This is a genomic window from Pseudomonas kurunegalensis (assembly GCF_030291635.1).
GTDB lineage: Bacteria > Pseudomonadota > Gammaproteobacteria > Pseudomonadales > Pseudomonadaceae > Aquipseudomonas > Aquipseudomonas monteilii.
The window spans coordinates 5,049,064-5,073,828 of record NZ_CP127871.1; the positions used below are offsets into that span (position 1 = coordinate 5,049,064).

A 24,765-nucleotide genomic window follows, 5' to 3' on the forward strand; every position below is an offset into this window, starting at 1 on the left:
AGATACTGCACGATAGCCCCTGTCAGTCACGGCGGTCGAGCAGGTTGACCACCAGCCGGTCGATCCATCCCCAGATCCGCTGCTTCACCCTGCGCCACAGCGGCCGGGCATGCCAGTGGTCGAGGTCGACTTCCTCGCTCAAGGCAAAGTCACGCTCGAAGCTGGCCACCACAGCCGCCGTCAGTGGCGGGTCCAGCGCCTCGATGTTGGCTTCAAGGTTGAAGCGCAGGTTCCAGTGGTCGAAGTTGCACGAACCGACGCTGACCCAGTCATCTACCACGGCCATCTTCAGGTGCAGGAAGCACGGCTGGTACTCGAAAATCCGCACCCCGGCACGCAGCAGCCGTGGGTAGTAGCGGTGCCCGGCGTAGCGTACCGACGGGTGGTCCGTACGTGGGCCGGTCAGCAACAGGCGCACATCAAGCCCTTTGCTGGCAGCACGGCGTAACGAACGGCGCACGCTCCAGGTCGGCAGAAAATACGGTGTGGCCAGCCATACCCGCTGCTTGCCACTGTTCAGCGCCCGCACCAACGAATGCAGAATGTCCTGGTGCTGGCGGGCGTCGGCATAGGCCACTCGCCCCATGCCTTGCCCTTGCGCTGGCAGTTTGGGCAGGCGCGGCAAGCCAAAGCCTTCGGCCGGGCGCCAAGCGGTGCGGCGGTTGTTGGCGGACCACTGGCGGTCGAACAGCAGTTGCCAGTCGGTAACTACCGGCCCCTGGATCTGCACCATCACCTCATGCCATTCGCTGGTCGCATCGCCCGGCGTCCAGAACTCGTCGGTAACACCCGTGCCGCCCACCACTGCCCAGCGTTCATCCACCAGCAGCAGTTTGCGGTGATCGCGGTACAGGTTGCGCAGGCCGCGCTTCCAGCGCAGGCGGTTATACCAACGCAGGTACACGCCGGCCTCCAGCAGGCGCTGGCGCAGGGCATTGTTGAAGGCCAGTGAGCCATAGTCATCGAACAGGCAGCGTACCCGCACGCCACGTCGGGCGGCCTGCTCCAGTGCTTCGACCACCGCCTCGGCACACGCGCCGGCTTCGACCAGATACAGCTCCAGGTCAACCTGGAACTCGGCACGCACGATCGCCGTGAGCATGCGCGGAAAGAACTCGGGGCCGTCGATCAGCAGTTCGAACTGGTTGCCATCCCGCCAGGGGAAGACCGGCCCCGGCATGTCAGCGGGCGGTGAAGATCAGCACCGCGCTAACCGGCACCGACGGGTTGATGGACTTGAGCCCCGCGAGCTTGCGCAGGGTTTGCAGCCCAGGCAGCAGGCCGAAATCCTCGGCACGTAACACCAGAGGTTCGAGGGTTACCACCTGAAAGCGTCGCTCATCCAGACGCGTGGCCAGCAGCAGGGCGTTGTAGCTGTGCGACTGGCCATGCAGGGTAACGGTAAGCGGCAGGCGCAGTTCGATCTGGGCACCGTTGGCCAGGTCGTTGATTGGCCGCAGGTCCAGTTGCGCCTGCACCTTGGCTTCGGCAAAACGCTCGACCTCGAACAGGTCGTCACGCATACGCTCGTCACGCAGCGGGATGCCGCTGCTGACCGAATCCATCTCGATACTCAACCCGGCCGCGCCCATGCGGTCGACCTTGCCATGCAGCACCAGAAAGCGATGCACCTCGGCCGTGTCACCGTTCTTGCCGGTAATGAACGACAGGCGCGACGATTCGCCATCGAGGTGCCAATTGGCGTGGGCGGGCAGGCACAAAGCCAGCAGCAGGGCGGGCAAAAGACGGGGCAGCTTGAACATGACAGATCTCGTGAAACCAGGCCGCCAACCTTACCCGCCCGCCTTCATGGCAGCAAGCGGCAGCCCTCGCGCGGGCCCAGCCAGGCAGCCTGGTTGCGCTGCCCCAGGCCCTCGGCAGTGATGTGCCGCTGCGGGGTGTTTTCTTCAAGCAGGCTCAGCGGCAGCCACTGCTTTACATAGCCTTGGCAATACGCCTGCTCGAAGCCCATGACGAAGCGGCACGAGCAGTATTCCTTGGCCGAGTAGGCCGAGAGGATGCCAGGAAAGTCTGCCAGAGCCTGACGCTCGTGCCAGGCCCAGAACACCAGCCCTGGCAACACCAGCAGCAGTACGCGCTTCATGCCCTCTCCCCGGCCAGTGCGGCCAGCACTCGCTTGAGCAGTTCGTCATGCTGGTAAGCGCCGTCCCGGTCATCGGCATAGCGCACGATCACCAGCTTTTGCGTGGGCAAGATGTACAGCGCCTGGCCCCAATGGCCCAGGGCGGCGAAGGTGTCTGCGGGCGCATTTGGCCAGGGCCGCGTAGCGCCGGCCAGCGGCTGGTTGAGCCACCAGTGGCCGCCTGGGTTGGCCTCTGCGGGGACAGGTTCGGCATGGGCAAACGGCGTACGGTTGAAGGCCACCCAGGCCTTGGGCAACAGTTGCCGGCCTTGCCAGCGCCCCTCGCGTTGCATCAGCAAGCCGATACGGGCCAGGTCACGGGCGCTGAGGTAGAGGTAGGAAGAGCCCACGTAGGTGCCCGCCTGGTCACGTTCCCACACCGCGCTGTCGATACCCAGCGGGGTGAATAATGCGTGCCAGGGGTAATCGGCGTACTGCCCGGCATCGAGCATGCCGCGCAGTGCGGCGGCCAGCAGGTTGCTGTCGCCACTGGAATAGAGGAACCGTTGGCCGGGGCTGGCCGTCGCCCCCCGTGCTGCCGTGTAGGCGGCCATGTCTTCGTGGCCACGGGTATACAGCATGGCCACCACCGAGGACTTGAGCGGGGCGTATTCGTAGTCTTCCTGCCAGTCCAGGCCACTGGCCCAGTGCAGCAGGTCGGTCATGCGCACGCCAGGGTGGGTGCGCATGGCGGGGTAGAAGCGCGAAACCGGATCTTGCAGTTGGAAACGCCCCTCTCCTTGGGCCACACCCATCAGCGTGGCAAGTACGCTTTTGCTGACCGACCAGGTCAGGTGTGCGGTGGCGGCAGTGGTGGGGGCGGCGTAGCGTTCGTGGAGGATGCGGCCGTCGCGGATGATCAGCAGGGCGTCGGTGCGGATGCCACTGCGGTCGGGAGTGCGGGTGGGAAAGGCGTAGGCGTCTACGGCTTGCCAGTTGAGGATGGCTGGCTCGGTCTGCCACTGCGGATCAGGCCAGTCCTCAGCCTTGGCGGGTGCCAGGGCCATGCAGAAAAGAAGCAGCAGACCTTTCAGCATCCGGTTCAAGGCTCGCAATTTTGGGGCTGCTGCGCAGCCCATCGCAGGCAAGCCAGCTCCTACAGGTACTGCGCAAGCCTTGGGCATAGTGCGGTCGATGTAGGAGCTGGCTTGCCTGCGATGGGCCGCAGAGCGGCCCCAGGATTCAGAAGTTCACACAACCCTATCAGGATTTCATGACAATCCCGCAGCAGCCCAGGCCTTGTTCAGCCGCTTCTCCCGGGCAGCCGCCGCCAGCGCCATCACCCCTTGGTCCCGCTGCCAGATCTGCGCCCAATGCGCCGGCCCCGCTGTCAGCGCCGCATCAATCTCCCCCCGCAACGCCTGGAACTGCGCAAACAACCCGCCCAGCAGCAAATGGCACCCCACACTGTCGGCACACTGCCGGCTGCCCTCGGCACACCCGGCCAGCAATCCAAGCAATTGCAGCCGCAACCCCTGCGGCCAGGCGCACGCCTGTCCGACGCCATATAACCAGGCCGTCAACGCCGCCAGCACATACAAGTCTTCCAGCGAGCGGAACGGTTTCACATAGGCATCCCAACCGTCACCGGCCAGCAACTCGCACGCGGCCTGCTCCAGCACCAGCCGACCATGGCCCACTTCCGGCATCAACGGCAGGGTTGGTAGCGGCTCCAGCGTTACCCCCGGCTCCCCGGGATAGACCACCGCCAGGTTCAACTGTGGCGCCGCGCCAGCCACCTCGCTACGCGCCGCCACCAGCAGCCACTCGGCATCCAGCCCGGCCGTGACGAAATCCTTGCTGCCCGTCAGCCGCAAGTGGTCGAGCCGCGTATGCATGTCCGCTGGCCGCACGCTGCGCCGCTCGGTGGCGCAGAGGGCGCCGAGGCTTGGCGGGGCACTGGGCCACAGCACGCGCAAGGCAGCCTGGTAACCCACCAGGAACGCCAGGCCCGGCGTGGCCATCGCACACCCGCCCAACACCGCCAGTTCAAAAGGGGCAACCGGGCCGAGGCGCTCAAGCAGCGCGGCGTAGGTTTCGCCCAGGGTGCCCGCCTGCGCTTGGCGAAGCGGGTCGTTCAGTCGTTGCAACCAGGCCATGTGACGGCTCCTTGCTGGGGCTTTCTGGTCAAGGTTTTAGGGGTGTCACGCAAGCATCACCAAAGATTCACAGGGGTGACACCGCGCCTACCTAGGCTGACTTTGCACAACAAAGCCGACCGGCCGCAACCCTTCATGGCTGGCTTATGGAGACTCGCAATGACTCGGATCGCTCTCTCTGGCGACAACAGCACTGAACGCCGTCTGCAAGCCGAACGCCTGGTTGGCGCCACGGCGCTGCAAGAGGCCCAGGCGCTGCGCTACAAAGTGTTCAGCGCAGAATTCAAGGCCAAGCTCAAGGGTGCCGAGCAAGGTTTGGACATGGACGACTACGACGTGCATTGCCGCCATATCGGTGTTCGCGACCTGAGCACCGGCGAGCTGGTCGCCACCACCCGTCTGCTCGACCACCAGGCCGCCAGCAGCCTGGGCCGCTTCTACAGTGAAGAAGAATTCCGCCTGCACGGTCTTTTGCAGCTGCAAGGGCCCATTCTCGAACTGGGCCGTACCTGCGTCGCCCCCGACTACCGCAATGGCGGCACCATTGCCGTGCTGTGGGGCGAACTGGCCGAAGTGCTCAACGAGGGCCGCTACAGCTACCTGATGGGCTGTGCCAGCATCCCCATGCAAGACGGCGGCGTGCAGGCCCATGCCGTGATGCAGCGCCTGCGTGACCGTTACCTGTGCACCGAGCACCTGCGCGCCGAGCCAAAGAACCCGCTGCCGAACCTGGCCCTTGCGGGTAACGTCATCGCCGAAATGCCACCGTTGCTCAAGGCCTACATGCGCCTGGGCGCAAAAATTTGCGGCGAGCCGTGCTGGGACGAAGACTTCCAGGTGGCTGACGTGTTCATCCTGCTCAAGCGCGACGAACTGTGCCCGCGCTACGCTCGCCACTTCAAGGCGGCAGTCTGATGCCGAAGCTGCGGGTAATGGCCCGCCTGGCTCGACTGCTGCTGGTGCTGTTGCTGGGCATGTTGATGGCCAGCCTGATCACCCTTGGCGAACGCCTGGGCTACAAGGCCCCCATCGAACGCCGCCAGCGCTGGACCTGCCTGTTCATGAAACGCCTGGTCGCCGCCCTGCCCTTCGACGTGCGTGTGGTGGGCGAACTGCCGCAGCGGCCGATGTTGTGGGTGAGTAACCATGTTTCCTGGACCGACATCCCCTTGCTGGGCATGCTGCTGCCACTGTCGTTCCTGTCCAAGGCCGAAGTGCGTCACTGGCCGGTGGCCGGCTGGCTGGCGGAAAAAGCCGGCACGCTGTTCATTCGACGTGGCGGTGGCGACAGCCAGCGCCTGCGCGAGCAGATCGCCGGGCAACTGGGCCTGGCCCGGCCGCTGCTGATCTTCCCCGAAGGCACCACCACCAGCGGTCGCGCCTTGCGCACCTTCCACGGCCGGCTGCTGGCAGGCGCCATCGACCGGGGTGTGGCGGTGCAGCCGGTGGCTATCCAGTACTTGCGCGATGGCCAGATCGACCCGATTGCGCCGTTCATTGGCGATGACGATTTGGTGTCACACCTGATGCGCCTGTTCGCCCAGCCACGGGGGGAGGTTTGCATTCACCTGCTGCAGCCGATTGGCAGTGTGGGCAAGGAACGGGCGGTGCTGGCGTTGCAGGCGCAGCAGGCGATTCACCTGGCGTTGTTTGGGGTTGAGGAAGTCGAGCTGGCGCCACGGCGGCAAGCGCGGGCTGCCTGAGCTTGGTGTAACGAGTGCGTCGCCTGTGAGATCGAGCGCCGCGCGGGCGGCGCTCGATCTCACAGACGCTGCAAATCCCCAGCCCTGCGCACCACCGCGAACGCTTGTAGTTGCGGGTAAAACTCCCGGAAGTCCGCCAGCAGCGGCTCATACAGCCGCTCCAGTTCCCCCATTACCCCGGCCATCCCCTCCGGCCGGGACAGTCTCCGGGCAATGCCGTTGAACACCTGCTCCAGCGTGGCAAACTCGCCATACGCCCCCAGCCAGTCATCTGCCGCCATGAACGGCGCAATCCGTGCCAGCCGCCCCGGCAGCTCGGGCTCCGCCAACAACACCCGATAAAAATCCCCGGTGAACTGCGCCAGCGGCTGCTCGGCATAGTCCTGCCAATGCCGCGCCAGGCAATGATCAAAAAACACGTCCAGCACAATGCCCGCAAAGCGCCGCCGCTCGCGCGGAAAGCGCGCCAGTGCCGCCAGCACCAACGGGTGCTGGTCGGTGTAGCTGTCGATATGCCGGTGCAACCGTATGGCCGCTTCCAGCGCAGGCGGGAAGCGCCCTTCCAGCGAACCTTTGACAAAGTCGCCATACAGGCTGCCAAGCAGTTGTTGCGGCGCCGGGCCGCCCAGGTGCAGGTGCGCAAGGTAGTTCATGCGCGCAGTCTAGCACCGCTCGCTCCTATATCGTCATAACGCGATATAGCGATTCGTGCTCAGCTCAGAACCTCTTCATATTTGTATATCGGGAACTGACGATTTACATTTCGTTCCATCGCGATATACCGCTACAACGAGCCTCAACCCATGCCTCTCGATCTCGACGAAATCATAAAAGCACTGGCCCATCCGGTCAGGCGAGAAATCCTCAGCTGGCTGAAAGACCCGGCAACGCAGTTCCCCGACCAGTACCACAGCACCGAAAACGGTGTGTGTGCCGGGCAGATCGACCAACGCTGCGGCCTGTCGCAGTCGACCGTCTCTGCCCACCTGGCCACCTTGCAGCGCGCCGGGCTGATCCGCAGCCAGAAGATCGGCCAATGGCACTTCTTCAAACGCGACGAAGCCACCATCGAGGCGTTCCTCGAACAACTGCGCCAAGCACTTTGACAAAGCAGGTAACCGCTATGACCACGCTTTTCGATCCGATCACCCTGGGCGACCTGCAACTGCCCAACCGCATCATCATGGCCCCACTCACCCGCTGCCGTGCCGACGAAGGCCGCGTACCCAATGCGCTGATGGCCGAATACTACGTGCAGCGCGCCAGCGCCGGGCTGATCCTCAGCGAAGCGACGTCGGTCAGTGCCATGGGTGTCGGCTACCCGGATACCCCCGGTATCTGGAACGATGAGCAGGTACGTGGCTGGAACAACGTCACCAAGGCCGTGCATGCCGCAGGCGGACGCATCTTCCTGCAACTGTGGCACGTTGGCCGTATCTCCCACCCCAGCTACCTGAACGGCGAGCTGCCGGTGGCCCCCAGCGCGATCCAGCCCAAGGGGCATGTAAGCCTGGTGCGCCCGTTGAGTGACTACCCCACCCCACGCGCGCTGGAAACCGAAGAAATCATCGACATCGTCGAGGCCTACCGCAGCGGTGCCGAGAATGCCAAGGCGGCTGGCTTTGATGGTGTAGAAATCCACGGCGCCAACGGTTACCTGCTCGACCAGTTCCTGCAAAGCAGCACCAACCAGCGCACCGACCGCTACGGCGGCTCGCTGGAAAACCGTGCGCGCCTGCTGCTGGAAGTGACCGATGCAGCCATCGAGGTGTGGGGCGCGAACCGCGTGGGCGTGCACCTGGCACCGCGCGCCGATGCGCACGACATGGGCGATGCCGACCGCGCCGAAACCTTTACCTACGTGGCCCGTGAACTGGGCAAGCGTGGCATTGCCTTTATCTGCTCGCGGGAGCGGGAAGCCGACGACAGCATTGGCCCGCTGATCAAGGACGCGTTTGGCGGCCCGTACATCGTCAATGAGCGGTTTGACAAGGCCAGTGCCAATGCGGCGTTGGCCAGCGGCAAGGCCGATGCGGTGGCGTTTGGCGTGCCGTTCATCGCCAACCCTGATTTGCCGGCGCGGCTGGCGGCGGATGCGCCACTGAACGAAGCGCGACCGGAGACCTTTTATGGCAGGGGGCCGGTGGGGTACATCGATTATCCGCGGTTGTAACTGAAATTGCCGGGGCCGCTTTGCGGCCCTATCGCGACACAAGGCCGCTCCTACAGGGGAACGCGATCTCCTGTAGGAGCGGCCTTGTGTCGCGATAGGAGGGCAAAGCCCTCCCATGCATTGTCACGGCCGAGCGTTAATCTGCTGTTGCAGGTTCTGTATCTGGCTTTGCAAGGTATTCAGGTTCCGCGTCATCTGCGCCCGGAAAGCATCGAATTCCTGCACCGAAGCACCACCGGACGCCGCCGCAGCCGGGCGGTTGTCGATCTGGCTCTTGAGCACCAGCATGTCCTGCTCCAGGCCTTGAATGGCAGCGCTCGGGTTCCCCTGCTTCTTCAGCGCCGCTATATCGCTGCCCAGGCTCTTGAGCTGCCCGTCCAGCTTGCCGCCATCCACCTGCGCGGCCTTCAGCGCGGCAACCTGCTCGTTCAACCCCTTGAATTGGGCATCCAGCTTGCCCCCATCCACCTGGCCCGAACGCAGCGCGGCCAGTTCGCCATTCACCAGCTTCAACTGCGCCTGCAACTGGCTTTGCAGCTCGGTCACAGCCTTCTGCTGCTCACGGGTATCAGCCAGCACCTGCTCCAGGCGTTTGCCCAGGTCGCCGGTCTGCCCGGCCACACCTTTCTGCAACTGGCGCAGTTGAAGCTTCAATGCCTCGCTGCTGGTGGTAGCGCCAGACTCACTGGCATCCACCTTGCCGCTGATCGCCTGCAGGCGCCCGGCCGCTTCTTCACTGATGCGGGCAAAACTTTCCTGGGTCGCCACCAGTTGCTGCTCCATCAACGAGATCTGCTGGAAGCTCCACCAACCCAGGCCTACCAAGGCGATGAACGAAGCACCGAGCAACGCCCACAACGGCGCCGTGCTTGGCCCGCGCGCGGCCTTCTGGCGGCTGCGCACGACGTGCGCCGGCATCAGTTCGTCATCATCAACAGTGCCCGCCCGCAAGGTAGGCACGTCATCGTAGTCATCGTGAGCATGGTTACGCATGGATACATTCAACCGCGGTAGTCGCAAAGAGGCACGAGTATAAACCGCCAGCGCGGCGCATTGATGACCATTGTCAGCCCTGCGGCTTCACTGCCCCGGCGGCAGGTGTTTCCACCAGCCACAGAATTCATCCAGCGCTGTCCACAGGCTGACCTTGGGCTGGTAGTCCAGATACTGCCGGGCGCGGCTGATATCCAGGGTGAAATCGCGGCTCATCACCTGCATCCCCAGGCGCGACAAGGTCGGTTGCGGGCGACCTGGCCACAGCATGCACGCCGCCTCGTTCAGCGCCGCCATGCTGTAGGCCAGGCCGTAGGAACGGTAGCGGGTAACCTGCGGCAGCTGCATCTGGCGCATCACGTAGTTGACCACATCCCACAGCGGCAGCGGCTGGCCGTTGCTGATGTTATAGGCCTGGCCCAGCGCCCTGTCGTCGGCGAACAAGGCGCTGAGCAGCGCCTCGTTAAGGTTGTGCACACTGGTGAAGTCAACTTTGTTCAGGCCATTGCCGATGATTGCCACGCGGCCTTTGCGCTGCATCTGCATCAGCTTCGGGAAAATGCTGCCATCACCGGCGCCCGTGACGAAGCGCGGGCGCAGCGCCAGCACTTCCAGGCCAAACTCCTGCGCGCCGAATACTTTCTGCTCGGCCAGGTGCTTGGTTTGCCCGTAGTGGTCGTGGAAGCGGCGCGGTACCTGGTCTTCACGGATATCCAGGCGCGAACGGCCATTGAAATAGATCGACGGCGACGACAGGTGCACCAGACGCCTTACATGCTCCTTCAGACAGCCCTCGACCACGTTCTCGGTAACCACCACGTTGCCTTGATAGAAGTCCTGGTAGCGCCCCCAGTTGCCCACCGCGCCAGCGCAGTGCACCACGGCCTCGACGCCCTGGCACAAACGACGGGCCAGCTCGGCATCGCTCAGGTCGCCAGGGATGAACTGGGCGCCGCGCTTGACCAGGTGCTCGACCCCTTCGGCGCGGCGGCCGCTGACCCGCACGTCCAGGCCCTGCTCCAGGGCAAAGCGCGCAAAGCGCCCGCCGATGAAGCCGCTCGCGCCGGTGACCAGAATTCGCATGTAAGACTCCGTCTTGCCAGATTTCAGATGCAACTGACGCCAGCCGTGGCTACAAGGGCACCAGCCATTGCCGTGCGGTGTACCGCAGGTGGTCGGTCAGTTGCGCGAGCAATTGCCCGCCATTGCGCCAATGATGCCAGTACAGCGGCACATCGATAGGGGTATCGCGGCAGATTTCCACCAACTGCCCGCTGGCCAGTTGCTCCCGGGCCTGCAATTCGGGCACCAGTCCCCAGCCCAGGCCGGCCTCGGTCATGCGCAGAAAGCCTTCGGAGGACGGGCACAGGTGATGCAGAAAACCGTCCTCGATGCCCAGCGATGCCAGGTAGCGATGCTGCAGGAAGTCGTCCGGGCCGTACACGATCGCCGGGGTACGGGCCAGACGGCTGGCGACAAAACCCTGGGGAAAATGCCGCGCCATGAACCCGGGGCTAGCCAGTGCCCGGTAGCGCATGGCGCCCAGTGGCTGGCTGCGTGCCCCGGCTACCGGGCGCTCACTGCCACACAGGCAGGCCGCCACTTCGCCGGCACGCATACGTTTGAGGCCCACTTCCTGGTCTTCTACCACCAAGTCGGTCAAAACGTTCTGCTGTGCGCAGAAATCCCCCACCGCGCCGGCCCACCAAGTGGCCAGGCTGTCGGCGTTGAGGGCGATGCGCAGGCGCTCCGGCATACCCTCTTCGTCCAGCGCCGGCACCTGGCGCTGCAAGTCACGTTCAAGCAGGCGCACCTGCTGCACATGGTTGAGCAACTGGCGGCCTACCTCGGTCGGGCCAGGCGGCGTGGCACGCACCAGCACGGGCTGGCCGACCCGCGCCTCCAACAACTTGATGCGCTGGGAAATGGCCGACTGCGACAAGCCCAGCACTTGCGCCGCACGCTCGAACCCCCCCTGTTCGATCACCGCAGCGAGGGCGGCCAGCAGCTTGTAGTCGAACATCGATTTCTCTAATGCCTTATCAGCTTTATTTGTTTTTCTTATACAGCGCCGGTCATCACAATAGCCAGCATCTTTTATGACCTTTCTGGAGAGCCCCACCATGTGGCAAAGCTATCTCAACGGCATGCTGGTGGCCTTCGGCCTGATCATGGCCATCGGCGCACAGAACGCCTTCGTCCTCGCCCAGAGCCTGCGCCGGGAACATCACTTGCCCGTGGCGGCGCTGTGCATCGTCTGTGACGCCATTCTGGTGGCTGCCGGTGTGTTTGGCCTGGCCACGGTACTGGCGCACAACCCGACCTTGCTGGCGGTCGCGCGCTGGGGTGGTGCGGTGTTCCTGATCTGGTACGGCGCCAAGGCACTGCGCAGCGCCTGCTCCAGACAGAGCCTGCAGCACCAGGAAGGCCAAGGCATGCGCTCACGCCGCGCAGTGCTGCTCAGCGCCCTGGCAGTGACGCTGCTGAACCCGCACGTGTACCTCGACACGGTGTTGCTGATCGGCTCGCTGGGCGCCCAGCAAACCGCCCCCGGCGCCTACGTGGCGGGCGCGGCCAGTGCTTCGCTGCTGTGGTTCTCTACCCTGGCCATCGGCGCAGCCTGGCTGGCACCGTGGCTGGCCCGCCCGGCAACCTGGCGCATGCTCGACCTGATGGTGGCGGTGATGATGTTCGCGGTGGCGGCGCAGTTGATCTTCAACTGATGTCAGGCCTGCAAGGACCGGCGTAACGCGCACCGCCTGAAAGCGACCACCATTGGTCGGCACCCGCCAAGCCGCTCTGGAACCTCTATTCCCTATGTTTGTTGCGTGGTTATGCGCCGGGGCTGGTGCTATGATCGGGCCCTTGCGTCGCAAAGAGTACAAACTCGCCGACGTACATAGGGCCGCCCGTGATCGGCCCTGCGCAAACCGCGAACTAGACCTGAATCAGGAGATCCACCATGGCTTTTGAATTGCCGCCGCTGCCGTACGCCCACGATGCCCTACAGCCGCACATCTCCAAGGAAACCCTGGAGTTTCACCACGACAAGCACCACAACACCTATGTCGTGAACCTGAACAACCTGGTCCCAGGCACCGAATTCGAAGGCAAGACCCTGGAAGAGATCGTCAAGACCTCTTCGGGCGGCATCTTCAACAACGCCGCTCAAGTCTGGAACCACACCTTCTACTGGAACTGCCTGGCGCCAAACGCTGGTGGCCAACCGACCGGTGCCCTGGCTGACGCCATCAACGCCGCTTTCGGTTCCTTCGACAAGTTCAAGGAAGAGTTCACCAAGACTTCGGTTGGCACCTTCGGTTCCGGCTGGGGCTGGCTGGTGAAGAAAGCTGACGGTTCCCTGGCCCTGGCCAGCACCATCGGCGCCGGTTGCCCGCTGACCAGCGGCGACACCCCGCTGCTGACCTGCGACGTCTGGGAACACGCCTACTACATCGACTACCGCAACCTGCGTCCGAAGTACGTCGAGGCGTTCTGGAACCTGGTCAACTGGGCCTTCGTTGCCGAACAGTTCGAAGGCAAAACCTTCAAGGCCTGAGTCATTCAGCCCTGAACATGAAGACCCGGCCCTGTGCCGGGTTTTTTTATGCCAGTACCGGCCTCCCGCACCCACGAAAGCCAACACGGTTTTGCTTGCTCAGCCCGCATAGCGCGCTAACATCAAACCTCTGGAAGATTGACACAGCGCATTCAAGTTGCGGGGTCAGGCAACCGATACACTGCTCATGATCGGCCGATAGTGTATCGTCATCGTTGATGGCAAAATGATGCCATGCGCATGGATTAAGGAAACCCCATTGAAGCTGGAATTGCGGAACAGCTTGTCGGTCAAGTTGCTCAGGGTCGTGCTGCTGTCGGCGCTGGCAGTCGGCGTGGTGCTCAGCTGTGCGCAAATCGTCTACGACACCTACAAGACCCGCCAGGCCGTTAACAACGATGCCCAGCGCATCCTCGACATGTTCCGCGACCCTTCCACCCAGGCGGTGTACAGCCTCGACCGCGAAATGGGCATGCAGGTGATGGAAGGCCTGTTCCAGGACGAGTCGGTGCGTATGGCCTCCATCGGGCACCCCAACGAAACCATGCTGGCCGAAAAGTCGCGCCCGCTGCAGGACATGTCCATGCGCTGGCTGACCGACCTTATCCTCGGCCAGGAACGCACCTACACCACACAACTGGTCGGCCGTGGCCCTTACAGCGAATACTACGGCGACCTCAGCATCACCCTCGACACGTCGTCCTACGGCGAAGACTTCCTGATCAATGCGGTAATCATCTTCATTTCCGGCGTGTTGCGGGCCTTGGCCATGGGCCTGGTGCTGTACCTGGTGTACCACTGGCTGCTGACCAAGCCGCTGTCCAAGATCATCGAGCACCTCACCCAGATCAACCCCGACCGCCCCAGTCAGCACCAGATACCGCTGCTCAAGGGCCACGAGAAGAACGAACTGGGCCTGTGGGTCAACACCGCCAACCAGTTGCTGGCCTCGATCGAGCGCAACACCCACCTGCGCCACGAGGCCGAAAACAGCCTGCAACGCATGGCCCAGTACGATTTTCTCACCGGCCTGCCCAACCGCCAGCAACTGCAGCAGCAACTGGACAAGATCCTCGTCGACGGCGGTCGCCTGCAGCACCGTGTGGCGGTGTTGTGCGTGGGCCTTGACGATTTCAAGGGCATCAACGAGCAATTCAGCTACCAGGTCGGCGACCAGTTGCTGCTGGCCCTGGCTGACCGCCTGCGCGCCCACAGTGGCCGGCTGGGGGCCCTGGCACGACTGGGCGGTGACCAGTTTGCCCTGGTGCAAGCCAATATCGAGCAGCCCTACGAGGCAGCCGAACTGGCGCAAAGCATCCTCGACGACCTGGAAGTGCCGTTCGACCTCGACCACCACCAGCAGATCCGCCTGCGCGCCACCATCGGCATTACCCTGTTCCCCGAAGACGGCGACAGCACCGAGAAACTGCTGCAAAAAGCCGAACAGACCATGACCTTGGCCAAGGCCCGTTCGCGCAACCGCTACCAGTTCTACATCGCCAGCGTCGACAGCGAGATGCGCCGCCGCCGCGAGCTGGAAAAAGACCTGCGCGAAGCCCTGCCACGCAACCAGCTGTACCTGGTTTACCAACCACAAATCAGCTACCGCGACCACCGTGTGGTCGGCGTGGAAGCGCTGCTGCGCTGGCAGCACCCGGAGCTGGGCATGGTGCCGCCAGACCAGTTCATCCCGTTGGCCGAGCAAAACGGCAGCATCATCAGCATCGGCGAATGGGTACTGGACCAGGCCTGCCGGCAACTGCGCGAATGGCACGACCAGGGCTTCAGCGAGCTGCGCATGGCGGTCAACCTGTCGACCGTACAGCTGCACCACAGCGAGCTGCCACGGGTGGTCAACAACCTGCTGCAGGCCTATCGCCTGCCGCCGCGCAGCCTGGAGCTGGAAGTCACCGAAACCGGCCTGATGGAAGACATCAGCACCGCTGCCCAGCACCTGCTGAGCCTGCGCCGTTCCGGGGCACTGATTGCCATCGACGACTTCGGCACCGGCTATTCGTCGCTCAGTTACCTGAAATCGCTGCCGCTGGACAAGATCAAGATCGACAAGAGCTTCGTCCAGGACCTGCTCGACGACGATGACGACGCGACCATCGTTCGCGCCATCATCCAGCTGGGCAAGAGCCTGGGCATGCAGGTGATCGCCGAAGGCGTGGAAACCGCCGAGCAGGAAACCTACATCGTTGCCCAGGGCTGCCACGAGGGCCAGGGCTACCACTACAGCAAGCCGCTGTCGGCCCGCGAGCTGACCAGTTTCCTGAAGCAGGCGCAGCGTAACCAGGTTTCGATGTTCTGAGGGTGCCTGCCCGGTTACACGCTGTGACCGGCATTTACATGAATTGCACGCCCGCCTCTTTACAGCAAATGCAAATCTTTCGCATGATGTTGCGGTTTCGCGTGCCACGGCGCACGGTCCACCCCTTGGTCCAACCACACGACGCAGGAAAACCAACAATGATTCGAATGCCTCTGGCCTCCGCCAGTCTGCTGGCCATTGCCATCGCTCTCGCCGGCTGCGGTGAAGGCAAGGACGACAAAGCCGCCGCGCCGCAAGCCCAGGCACCTGCTGCTGCCGCCACCACCGCTGCCGCGCCCGGGGCTGTCGACGAAGCCGCCGGCAAAGCCGTGGTCAAGCATTACGCCGAAATGGTCCATGCTGTGTACAGCGACTCGCTGAGCACCGCCAAAACCCTGCAGACCGCAGTGGACGCGTTCCTGGCCAAGCCCAACGACGAAACCCTGAAGGCCGCCAAGGAAGCCTGGTTCGCCGCGCGCGTTCCGTACCTGCAGTCCGAAGCCTTCCGCTTCGGCAACACCATCATCGACGACTGGGAAGGCCAGGTGAACGCCTGGCCCCTGGACGAAGGCCTGATCGACTATGTCGACAAGAGCTACGAGCATGCCCTGGGCAACCCGGCCGCCGGCGCCAACATCATCGCCAACACCGAGATCCAGGTGGGCGAAGAGAAGGTCGACGTCAAGGACATTACCCCAGAGAAACTGGCCAGCCTGAACGAACTGGCTGGCTCCGAGGCCAACGTTGCCACGGGCTATCACGCCATCGAATTCCTGCTCTGGGGCCAGGACCTGAACGGCACCGGCCCAGGCGCTGGCAACCGCCCGGCATCCGACTACCTGGAAGGCCAGGGCGCCACCGGTGGCCACAACGAGCGCCGCCGTGCCTACCTGAAAGCCGTTACCCAGCTGCTGGTTACCGACCTTGAAGAAATGGTCGGCAACTGGGCGCCGAACGTCGCCGACAACTACCGCGCCAAGCTGGAAGCGGAGCCTGTCAACGACGGCCTGCGCAAGATGCTGTTCGGCATGGGCAGCCTGTCGCTGGGCGAACTGGCGGGCGAGCGCATGAAGGTTTCGCTGGAAGCCAACTCGCCGGAAGACGAGCAGGACTGCTTCAGCGACAACACCCACTACTCGCACTTCTACGACGCCAAGGGTATCCGCAACGTCTACCTGGGCGAGTACACCCGCCCGGACGGTACCAAGGTGACCGGCCCAAGCCTGTCGTCGCTGGTAGCCAAGGTCGACCCGGCCGCCGACGCCACCCTCAAGGCCGACCTGGAAGCCACCGAAGCCAAGATCCAGGTAATGGTCGACCACGCCCTCAAAGGCGAGCACTACGACCAGCTGATCGCGGCCGACAACGCTGCCGGCAACCAGATCGTGCGTGACGCCATCGCCGCACTGGTCAAGCAGACCGGCGCGATCGAGCAGGCGGCTGGCAAGCTGGGTATTGCCAACCTGAACCCGGATACCGCGGATCACGAATTCTGATCTTGCTGTAGCGGTTCTGAAAAGAGGCGGCCTTCGGGTCGCCTTTTTTGCTTCTGGCCTCTTCGCGGGTAAACCCGCTCCCACAGGATCATGAAAGGGCTGGCGCCGAACATGAAAATGCTGGCATTTCACAACCTTTTCACCCAAGCAATTGCAAATTGCTCTTATTCAAAAAACGCTGGCCTGCTAAGCTTGCACGCCGGTTTTTCGTCCACGCCCAGGATTTTGCATGTCCTCGTCGCTGTCCCGACTCTCCCCGCTGCTGCTGGTCCTCGCCCTCTCTGCCTGTGACGACGCCCCGCGTTTCACCCAGGCCGAACCCGGCGAAGCATTGTCGGGCGGCAAGGCAACCGTGCAGCGGAGTGACCGCAACGCCTATTCCCTGCCCTCGGCCAACCTCGCAGCCGAACGTCGCGTGGATTTCGCCGTGGGCAACAGTTTCTTCCGCAACCCCTGGGTGATCGCCCCTTCCACCACCACCGCCCGCGACGGCCTGGGCCCGCTGTTCAACACCAACGCCTGCCAGAACTGCCATGTGCGCGATGGCCGCGGCCACCCGCCAGCGCCGGGCAACAGCAACGCGGTGGGCATGCTGGTGCGCCTGTCGATCCCCGACCAGCCCTATCTGGCCAAGGTCATCGAGCGCCTGGGCGTGGTGCCTGAGCCGGTGTACGGCACTCAGCTGCAGGACATGGCCATCCCCGGTGTGGCGCCGGAAGGCAAGGTCCGGGTGAGTTACACCCGCGAAACCGTGTCGTTCAAGGACGGCCATCAGGTCGAACTGCGCAAGCCGACCCTGCAGATCAGCCAGCTCGGCTACGGCGTCATGCACCCCGACACGCGCTTTTCTGCGCGGGTGGCACCGCCAATGATCGGCCTGGGCCTGCTCGAAGCCATCCCCGAAGCCGACTTGCTGGCCAACGAAGACCCCGATGACCGCAACCGCGACGGCATCCGCGGGCGGGCCAACCGCGTGTGGGACGACGCTTTGGGCAAGACCGTGGTCGGCCGCTTCGGCTGGAAAGCCGGGCAGCCCAACGTCAACCAGCAGAACGTGCACGCCTTTGCCGGCGACATGGGCCTGACCAGCACCCTGCAGCCCAAAGACGATTGCACCCCGGCACAAACCGACTGCCTCGCCGCGCCCAATGGCGACGGCGCCAATGGCGAAAAGGAAGTCAGCGACAACATCCTGCGCCTGGTCACCTTCTACACCCGCAACCTGGCGGTGCCGGCCCGCCGGGACGTCGGCTCGCCGCAGGTGCTGGCAGGCAAGAACCTGTTCTACCAGGCCGGCTGCCAGGGTTGCCATACACCGCAGTTCACCACCGCCGCCGATGCTGCCGAGCCAGAGTTGGCCAACCAGGTCATCCGCCCCTACAGCGACCTGCTGCTACACGACATGGGCCCAGGCCTGGCCGATGAGCGCACCGAGTTCGCCGCCAATGGCCAGGACTGGCGTACCCCACCACTGTGGGGCATCGGCCTGAGCGAAACGGTCAGCGGCCACAGCCAGTTCCTGCACGACGGTCGCGCCCGAAACCTGCTGGAAGCCGTGCTCTGGCACGGGGGCGAAGCCGAGGCGGCACGCAACTTCGTACTCACGTTCAATGCCGAGCAACGCACTGCGCTGCTGGCGTTCCTGAATTCACTTTAAAACGCGCAAAGGAGCCGGGCATGTTCCGACCCAAACTGTTGTTCACCAGCCTCGCTGCACTCGCCCTCGGCGCCTGCTCGCCGCAGGACCCGCAAGCCGTCACCTCCGCTGCCATCGCCAAGCAGGTCATCCTGCCCACTTACAGCCGTTGGGTCGAAGCCGACCGCACGCTGGCCGCCAGCGCCCTGGCCTACTGCGAAGGCAAGGAAGACCTGGAAAAGGCCCGTGCCGACTTCCTCAATGCGCAAAAGGCCTGGGCCGAGCTGCAGCCGCTGCTGGTCGGCCCGCTGGCCGAAGGCAACCGCGCCTGGCAGGTACAGTTCTGGCCCGACAAGAAGAACCTGGTCGGCCGCCAGGTCGAGCAGCTGGTCAACGGCGACAAGCCGGTAGACGTCGCTTCCCTGGGCAAGGCCAGCGTGGTGGTACGCGGCCTGTCGGCCTACGAGTACATCCTGTTCGACAGCAAACCGGACGTCGCCACTGCCGAGCAGAAAGCCCGCTACTGCCCGCTGCTGGTGGCCATTGGTGAACACCAGAAGGTCCTGGCCGAGGATATCCTCAAGAGCTGGAACAGCACCGACGGTATGCTGTCGCAGATGACCAAGTTCCCCAACCAGCGCTACGCCGACTCCCACGAGGCCATCGCCGACCTGCTGCGCTCCCAGGTCACCGCCCTGGATACCCTGAAGAAGAAGCTGGGTGCGCCGATGGGCCGCCAGAGCAAGGGCATCCCGCAGCCGTTGCAGGCCGAAGCCTGGCGCAGCCACTCCTCGCTGAAGAGCCTGGAAGCCACCCTCAAGGCGGCCGAAACCGTCTGGGTCGGGGTCGACAATCAGGGCCTGCGCGGCTTGCTGTCCAGCGATCAGAAAGCGCTGGCGGACAAGATCGACGCCGCCTACGCTACCTCGCTCAAACTGCTGGCCGACAACCAGAAGTCGCTGGGCGAGCTGCTGGCCGACGACGCTGGCCAGCAAACCCTGAACCAGATCTACGACAGCCTCAACGCTGTCCACCGCCTGCACGAAGGCGACCTGGCCAAGGCGTTGAACATTCAGCTGGGCTTCAATGCCAACGACGGTGACTGATCATGCTGCGACGCCAGGCCCTCAAACTCGGTAGCGTTTTGCTCAGTGCCCTGACCTTGGGCGGCTGGAGCCTGTTCCGCAACAAAAGCAGCGAACCCCTGCTGCTTTCGGCGCGTGACGATGGCGACGGCAAGCACTATGCCGTGGGTTTCCGCCTGGACGGCACCCAGGTGTTCAGCACCCAGGTCGCCCAGCGTTGCCACGCCATCATCCACCACCCCGAGCAGCCGATCGCCCTGTTCGTCGCCCGCCGCCCCGGTACCGAAAGCTACCTGGTCGACTTGCGCGACGGGCGCCTGCTGCAAACCGTGACCTCGCAGCCGAACCGGCACTTCTACGGCCACGCCGTGGTGCACAAAGAGGGTGAATGGCTGTATGCCACCGAGAACGACACGACCGACCCTGGGCGTGGCGTGCTGGGCGTGTACCGTTTTGAAGGCGAACGCCTGGTACACACCGGCGAGATCCCGACCCACGGCATCGGCCCGCACGAGGTCGCCTGGTTGCCCGACGGCGAGACGCTGATCGTGGCCAACGGCGGCATTCGTACCGAAGCCGAAAGCCGGGTAGAGATGAACCTCAATGCCATGGAACCGAGCCTGGTGCTGATGCAGCGCGACGGCACCTTGCTGAGCAAGGAAACCCTGGCCCAGCAGATGAACAGCGTGCGTCACCTGGCAGTGGGCAGCGATGGCACCATCGCCGCCTGCCAGCAGTTCATGGGTGATGCCGATGAAACGGCCGAGCTGCTGGCGATCAAGCGCCCGGGCGAGCCGTTCAAGGCCTTCCCGGTGCCGGAGCGGCAGTTGCAGGCCATGGCCCAGTACACCGCCAGTGTCGCGATCCACAGCGAGCTGCGGCTGGTGGCGCTGACTGCGCCACGGGCCAACCGGTTGTTTGTCTGGGACCTGGACACGGGTGCGGTGCGGCTGGATGCACCGATGCCCGATTGCGCGGGGGTTGGTGCGGTGAAGGATGGTTTTGTCGTTACTTCCGGGCAAGGCCGTTGCCGGTTCTACGATTGCCGCAAGGCCGAGCTGGTCGGGCAGCCGATGAACCTGCCGTCCGGTTTCTGGGACAACCACCTGCATCTCGTCTGATTTTTCTGTTGCCTGTACCGGCCTCTTCGCGGCTAAAGCCGCTCCTACACCGACCGCGCGAGCCTCTGACTACGCGGTCGGTGTAGGAGCGGCTTTAGCCGCGAAGAGGCCGGTACAGGCATTTCACCCCCCTCTCTGCGAAAAACAGTCAATACTTCCCCCATCCACACGTGGGCAGGATCGCCCGTTGTCGTGTCTGAACGAATAACAACCAAATCCAAGGAACCGGACTTATGCTGCGCCGCCGCATGCTCATCATGTTGGCCGTGGTTCTGCTGATCGTGCTGGCCCTGGGGGGCTACAAGGCGTTCTCGATCTACCAGCAGATCCAGGTGTTCACTGCCCCCAAGCCGCCCATCACCGTTGCGGCAGCCTTGGCCGAACAGCGCCAGTGGCAAGCGCGCCTGCCCGCCGTGGGCAGCCTCAAGGCACTGCAGGGTGTGGAGCTGAGCCTGGAGGTGGAAGGCATCGTCAAAACCCTGCACTTCGACTCGGGCCAGCAGGTCAAAGCCGGCCAGTTACTGCTGCAACTCAACGATGACCAGGAAACGGCCCTGCTTGGCACCGCCCAGGCCGACCTGGGTCTGGCCAAGGTCGATTTCGGCCGCGGCAGCCAGCTGGTCGGCGACTCGGCCATCTCGCGCGGCGAGTTCGACCGCCTCACCACTCAGTACCGCCGCAACCAGGCGGTGGTCGAGCAACTCAAGGCGCAGAAGATCAAAAAAAGCATCAACGCCCCGTTCAGCGGCACCATCGGCATCCGCCAGGTGGACATCGGCCAGTACCTGGCCGCCGGCACGGTGATTGCCACCCTGCAGGACACATCCAGCCTGTACGTCGACTTCAACGTACCGGAACAGGCCCTGCCGCAGTTGAGCCTGGGCCAGCAGGTACTGGTGCAGGTAGCTGCCTACCCAGGCCAGACCTTCCCCGCCAGCCTCAGCGCCATCAACCCCAAGGTCGAGGAAACCACACGCAACCTGCTGGTGCGCGCCACCCTGGCCAACCCCGACGGCAAACTGCTGCCGGGCATGTTCGCCAGCCTGCTGGTGCTGCTGCCTAATCCACAGCCACAAGTGGTGGTGCCGGAAAGCGCTATTACCTACACCCTGTATGGCAACTCGGTTTACGTCGCCACGCCGAAAAAGGACAAGGACGGCAAGCTGGAAAACGACGACAAGGGCCAACCCCAGCTAGTCGCTGAACAACGCACCGTACAGACCGGCGAGCGCCGCGACGGCGTGGTGGTGGTCAGCAAGGGCCTGCAAGCCGGGGAACAGGTGGTTACCGCCGGGCAACTCAAGCTCACCCCAGGCGCCGCGATCCGCATCGGCCAGGACAAAGCCCTCAAGCCCGAACAGGGCGCGCCGGGCAAGGACTGAGGAGGCAGGCATGGCGTTCACCGACCCGTTCATCCGCCGCCCGGTGCTGGCCAGTGTGGTCAGCCTGCTGATCCTGCTGCTGGGTTTCCAGGCCTGGAACAAACTGCAGATCCGCCAGTACCCACAAATGGAAAACGCCCTGATCACGGTGACTACCGCCTACCCCGGGGCCAACGCCGAAACCATCCAGGGCTACATTACCCAGCCGTTGCAGCAGAGCCTGGCCAGTGCCGAAGGCATCGACTACATGACCTCGGTGAGCCGGCAGAACTTCTCGATCATTTCCATCTACGCGCGCATCGGCGCCGACAGCGACCGGTTGTTCACCGAGCTGCTGGCCAAGGCCAACGAAGTGCGCAACAAACTGCCGCAGGACTCCGAAGACCCGGTACTCAGCAAGGAAGCCGCCGACGCCTCGGCGCTGATGTACGTCAGTTTCTACAGCAAGGAAATGAGCAACCCGCAGATCACTGACTACCTGTCGCGGGTCATCCAGCCCAAGCTGGCCACCTTGCCGGGCATGGCCGAAGCGGAGATTCTCGGCAACCAGGTGTTTGCCATGCGCCTGTGGCTGGACCCGATGAAACTGGCCGGTTTCGGCCTGTCGGCCACCGACGTGACCAACGCCGTGCGCCGCTACAACTTCCTCTCTGCTGCCGGCGAGGTAAAAGGCGAATACGTGGTCACCAGCATCAACGCCAGCACCGAGTTGAAGTCGGCCGAGGCGTTCGCCGCCCTGCCGGTCAAGACCAACGGCGACAGCCGGGTGCTGCTGGGCGATGTGGCGCGGGTCGAGATGGGAGCGGAAAACTACGACACGGTCAGCTCGTTCGACGGCACCCCGTCGGTGTACATCGGTATCAAGGCCACCCCCGCTGCCAACCCACTGGACGTGATCAAGGAAGTGCGACGCATCATGCCCGAGCTGGAGAGCCAGTTACCTTCGGCGTTGAAAGTGTCGATTGCCTATGACGCCACGCTGTTCATCCAGGCCTCGATCGACGAAGTGATCAAGACCCTTGGCGAGGCGGTGCTGATCGTCATCGTGGTGGTGTTCCTGTTTCTCGGTGCCTTGCGTTCGGTGCTGATCCCGGTGGTGACCATTCCGCTGTCGATGATCGGCGTGCTGTTCTTCATGCAGATGATGGGTTACTCGCTCAACCTGCTGACCCTGCTGGCCATGGTGCTGGCCATCGGCCTGGTGGTGGACGACGCCATTGTGGTGGTGGAAAACATCCACCGGCACATGGAAGAAGGCAAATCGCCATTCGATGCGGCCCTTGAAGGCGCCCGCGAAATCGCCCTGCCGGTGGTGTCGATGACCATCACCCTGGCTGCCGTGTATGCACCGATCGGCTTCCTCACCGGGCTTACCGGGGCCTTGTTCAAGGAGTTCGCCCTGACCTTGGCCGGGGCGGTAATCATCTCTGGCATCGTCGCCCTCACCCTGTCGCCGATGATGTGCGCCCTGCTGCTTCGCCAGGAGCAGAACCCCAGTGGCCTGGCCCACCGCCTGGACGTGCTGTTCGAACGCCTGAAGGTGCGCTACCAGCGCCTGCTGCATGCCACCCTCGACAGCCGCCCGGTGGTGCTGGTGTTTGCCGTGATCATCCTGTGCCTGATCCCGGTGCTGCTCACGTTCACCCAGAACGAACTCGCCCCCAACGAGGACCAGGGGGTGATTTTCATGATGAGCAGCTCGCCGCAGCCGGCCAACCTCGATTACCTCAACGCCTACACCGACGAATTCACCCCACTGTTCAAGGCCTTCCCCGAGTACTACTCATCGTTCCAGATCAACGGATTCAACGGCGTGCAAACCGGCATCGGCGGCTTCCTGCTCAAACCCTGGAACGAACGCGAGCGCACGCAGATGGAGCTGTTGCCGCTGGTGCAGGCCAAACTTGAGGAAATCGGCGGCTTGCAGATCTTCGGTTTCAACCTGCCCTCCCTGCCCGGCACCGGCGAGGGCCTGCCGTTCCAGTTCGTGATCAACACCGCGGGCGACTACCCGGCACTGCTGGACGTAGCACAGCGCATCAAGGCCCGCGCGCAGGCATCCGGCAAGTTCGCCTTCCTCGACATCGACCTGGCCTTCGACAAGCCCGAAGTGGTGGTGGACATCGACCGGGCCAAGGCCGCGCAGATGGGGGTATCGATGGACACCCTCGGCAGCACCCTGGCCACCCTGCTGGGCGAGGCGGAAATCAACCGCTTCACCCTCGAAGGCCGCAGCTACAAGGTGATTGCCCAGGTCGAACGGCCATACCGCGACAACCCCGGCTGGCTGAACAACTACTACGTGAAGAATGACCAGGGTCAGATGCTGCCGCTGTCGACCCTGATCACCCTCACCGACCGCGCCCGCCCGCGCCAGCTCAACCAGTTCCAGCAGCTGAACTCGGCGATCATCCAGGGCGTGCCCATGGTCAGCCTGGGCGAAGCGCTGAAAACCGTGCAGGACATCGCCCGCGAAGAGGCCCCGGAAGGCTTCGCCTTCGACTATGCCGGCGTGGCGCGCCAGTACGTGCAGGAAGGTAGCGCACTGTGGGTCACCTTTGGCCTGGCGCTGGCAATCATCTTCCTGGTGCTGGCGGCGCAGTTCGAAAGCTTCCGCGACCCGCTGGTGATCCTGGTAACGGTGCCGCTGTCGATCTGCGGGGCGTTACTGCCGCTGTTCCTGGGTATATCGAGCATGAACATCTACACCCAGGTCGGGCTGGTGACCTTGATCGGGCTGATCAGCAAGCACGGCATCCTGATCGTCGAATTCGCCAACCAGTTGCGTGAGGAGCGCGGCTTGAGCGTGCGTGAGGCCATCGAAGAAGCGGCGGCGATTCGACTGCGGCCGGTGCTGATGACCACGGCGGCGATGGTGTTCGGCATGGTGCCGCTGATTCTGGCGACCGGGGCCGGGGCGGTGAGCCGTTTTGACATCGGTACGGTGATTGCCACCGGGATGTCGATTGGTACGCTGTTTACCCTGTTTGTGCTGCCTTGTATCTATACCTTGCTGGCACACAAGGCGGTGGCCAAGCAGCCTGCTGTAGCCTGATCCGGC

At 63.8% G+C, this 24,765-nt stretch carries 22 protein-coding genes; 13 read left to right on the forward strand and 9 right to left on the reverse strand.

The window, feature by feature from the left end:
• Positions 1-22: 22 nt before the first annotated feature.
• From QQ992_RS23075 to QQ992_RS23095, 5 genes are all read right to left on the reverse strand, one after another.
• Positions 23-1,180: a phospholipase D-like domain-containing protein gene (locus tag QQ992_RS23075; protein WP_286111173.1), complete on the reverse strand. Its 1,158-nt coding sequence runs from the start codon at positions 1,178-1,180 to the stop codon at positions 23-25.
• 1 nt (position 1,181) lies between these two features.
• Positions 1,182-1,763, reverse strand: coding sequence for a YceI family protein (locus tag QQ992_RS23080; protein WP_286111174.1), 582 nt, complete (start codon positions 1,761-1,763; stop codon positions 1,182-1,184).
• A 44-nt stretch (positions 1,764-1,807) separates the two neighbouring features.
• Entirely contained in the window at positions 1,808-2,104 is a 297-nt protein-coding gene (locus QQ992_RS23085; RefSeq protein WP_286111175.1) for an amidase, read from the reverse strand.
• The gene (locus QQ992_RS23090) at positions 2,101-3,180 is read right to left on the reverse strand and encodes a serine hydrolase domain-containing protein (protein ID WP_286111176.1); all 1,080 of its coding nucleotides are present in this window, start codon (positions 3,178-3,180) and stop codon (positions 2,101-2,103) included. Before QQ992_RS23090 ends, QQ992_RS23085 begins: the two co-directional genes overlap by 4 nt.
• A gap of 174 nt (positions 3,181-3,354) precedes the next feature.
• Positions 3,355-4,242 (reverse strand): acyl-CoA dehydrogenase middle domain-containing protein, encoded by an 888-nt coding sequence (locus tag QQ992_RS23095; RefSeq protein ID WP_286111177.1) that lies wholly within the window; start codon positions 4,240-4,242, stop codon positions 3,355-3,357.
• Positions 4,243-4,401: 159 nt separating this feature from the next.
• On the opposite strand from QQ992_RS23095, the gene olsB reads away from it, so the two are divergent.
• Together olsB and QQ992_RS23105 are read left to right on the forward strand one after the other, a co-directional pair.
• Positions 4,402-5,157, forward strand: coding sequence for an L-ornithine N(alpha)-acyltransferase (olsB, locus tag QQ992_RS23100; protein WP_119368923.1), 756 nt, complete (start codon positions 4,402-4,404; stop codon positions 5,155-5,157).
• Positions 5,157-5,945, forward strand: coding sequence for a lysophospholipid acyltransferase family protein (locus QQ992_RS23105; protein ID WP_286111178.1), 789 nt, complete (start codon positions 5,157-5,159; stop codon positions 5,943-5,945). The genes olsB and QQ992_RS23105 overlap by 1 nt, the downstream gene beginning before the upstream one ends.
• A 59-nt stretch (positions 5,946-6,004) precedes the next feature.
• Here the strand turns inward: QQ992_RS23105 and QQ992_RS23110 are convergent, their stop codons facing one another.
• Positions 6,005-6,598, reverse strand: coding sequence for an acyl carrier protein phosphodiesterase (locus QQ992_RS23110; RefSeq protein WP_286111179.1), 594 nt, complete (start codon positions 6,596-6,598; stop codon positions 6,005-6,007).
• A 150-nt stretch (positions 6,599-6,748) separates the two neighbouring features.
• On the opposite strand from QQ992_RS23110, the gene QQ992_RS23115 reads away from it, so the two are divergent.
• On the forward strand, positions 6,749-7,051 hold the full coding sequence (locus tag QQ992_RS23115; protein ID WP_016713607.1) for an ArsR/SmtB family transcription factor: 303 nt from the start codon (positions 6,749-6,751) through the stop codon (positions 7,049-7,051).
• A gap of 17 nt (positions 7,052-7,068) precedes the next feature.
• On the forward strand, positions 7,069-8,118 hold the full coding sequence (locus QQ992_RS23120) for an alkene reductase (protein WP_119368919.1): 1,050 nt from the start codon (positions 7,069-7,071) through the stop codon (positions 8,116-8,118).
• Positions 8,119-8,241: 123 nt separating this feature from the next.
• Here QQ992_RS23120 and QQ992_RS23125 read toward each other — a convergent pair whose 3' ends face one another.
• The 3 genes from QQ992_RS23125 to QQ992_RS23135 form a co-directional block, all read right to left on the reverse strand.
• On the reverse strand, positions 8,242-9,111 hold the full coding sequence (locus QQ992_RS23125) for an ATPase (protein WP_110740485.1): 870 nt from the start codon (positions 9,109-9,111) through the stop codon (positions 8,242-8,244).
• A gap of 87 nt (positions 9,112-9,198) precedes the next feature.
• A complete protein-coding gene (locus QQ992_RS23130; RefSeq protein WP_286111181.1) occupies positions 9,199-10,194 on the reverse strand; it encodes an NAD-dependent epimerase/dehydratase family protein in 996 nt (331 codons plus the stop codon).
• A gap of 49 nt (positions 10,195-10,243) precedes the next feature.
• Complete coding sequence (locus QQ992_RS23135) at positions 10,244-11,134, reverse strand: LysR family transcriptional regulator ArgP (RefSeq protein ID WP_025753946.1); 891 nt, start codon at positions 11,132-11,134, stop codon at positions 10,244-10,246.
• Positions 11,135-11,234: 100 nt separating this feature from the next.
• On the opposite strand from QQ992_RS23135, the gene QQ992_RS23140 reads away from it, so the two are divergent.
• The 9 genes from QQ992_RS23140 to QQ992_RS23180 all read left to right on the forward strand — a co-directional run bounded on the left by QQ992_RS23140 (position 11,235) and on the right by QQ992_RS23180 (position 24,759).
• Entirely contained in the window at positions 11,235-11,834 is a 600-nt protein-coding gene (locus tag QQ992_RS23140) for a LysE/ArgO family amino acid transporter (protein WP_016713602.1), read from the forward strand.
• Positions 11,835-12,073: 239 nt separating this feature from the next.
• Entirely contained in the window at positions 12,074-12,670 is a 597-nt protein-coding gene (locus tag QQ992_RS23145; protein ID WP_012274023.1) for a superoxide dismutase, read from the forward strand.
• Positions 12,671-12,929: 259 nt separating this feature from the next.
• On the forward strand, positions 12,930-14,984 hold the full coding sequence (locus QQ992_RS23150; RefSeq protein ID WP_105945762.1) for a putative bifunctional diguanylate cyclase/phosphodiesterase: 2,055 nt from the start codon (positions 12,930-12,932) through the stop codon (positions 14,982-14,984).
• A gap of 158 nt (positions 14,985-15,142) precedes the next feature.
• Entirely contained in the window at positions 15,143-16,480 is a 1,338-nt protein-coding gene (locus tag QQ992_RS23155) for an imelysin family protein (protein ID WP_119368915.1), read from the forward strand.
• Positions 16,481-16,709: 229 nt separating this feature from the next.
• The gene (locus tag QQ992_RS23160; protein ID WP_286111183.1) at positions 16,710-18,137 is read left to right on the forward strand and encodes a di-heme oxidoreductase family protein; all 1,428 of its coding nucleotides are present in this window, start codon (positions 16,710-16,712) and stop codon (positions 18,135-18,137) included.
• Between the two features lie 20 nt (positions 18,138-18,157).
• Positions 18,158-19,222 carry an imelysin family protein gene (locus tag QQ992_RS23165; RefSeq protein ID WP_105945760.1) on the forward strand — a complete coding sequence of 355 codons (1,065 nt, stop codon included), beginning with the start codon at positions 18,158-18,160 and terminating at the stop codon, positions 19,220-19,222.
• A gap of 2 nt (positions 19,223-19,224) precedes the next feature.
• Positions 19,225-20,322 (forward strand): DUF1513 domain-containing protein, encoded by a 1,098-nt coding sequence (locus QQ992_RS23170; protein ID WP_286111186.1) that lies wholly within the window; start codon positions 19,225-19,227, stop codon positions 20,320-20,322.
• A gap of 233 nt (positions 20,323-20,555) precedes the next feature.
• Entirely contained in the window at positions 20,556-21,704 is a 1,149-nt protein-coding gene (locus QQ992_RS23175; protein WP_286111187.1) for an efflux RND transporter periplasmic adaptor subunit, read from the forward strand.
• A 10-nt stretch (positions 21,705-21,714) separates the two neighbouring features.
• Positions 21,715-24,759: a multidrug efflux RND transporter permease subunit gene (locus QQ992_RS23180; RefSeq protein ID WP_286111188.1), complete on the forward strand. Its 3,045-nt coding sequence runs from the start codon at positions 21,715-21,717 to the stop codon at positions 24,757-24,759.
• Positions 24,760-24,765: the final 6 nt, after the last annotated feature.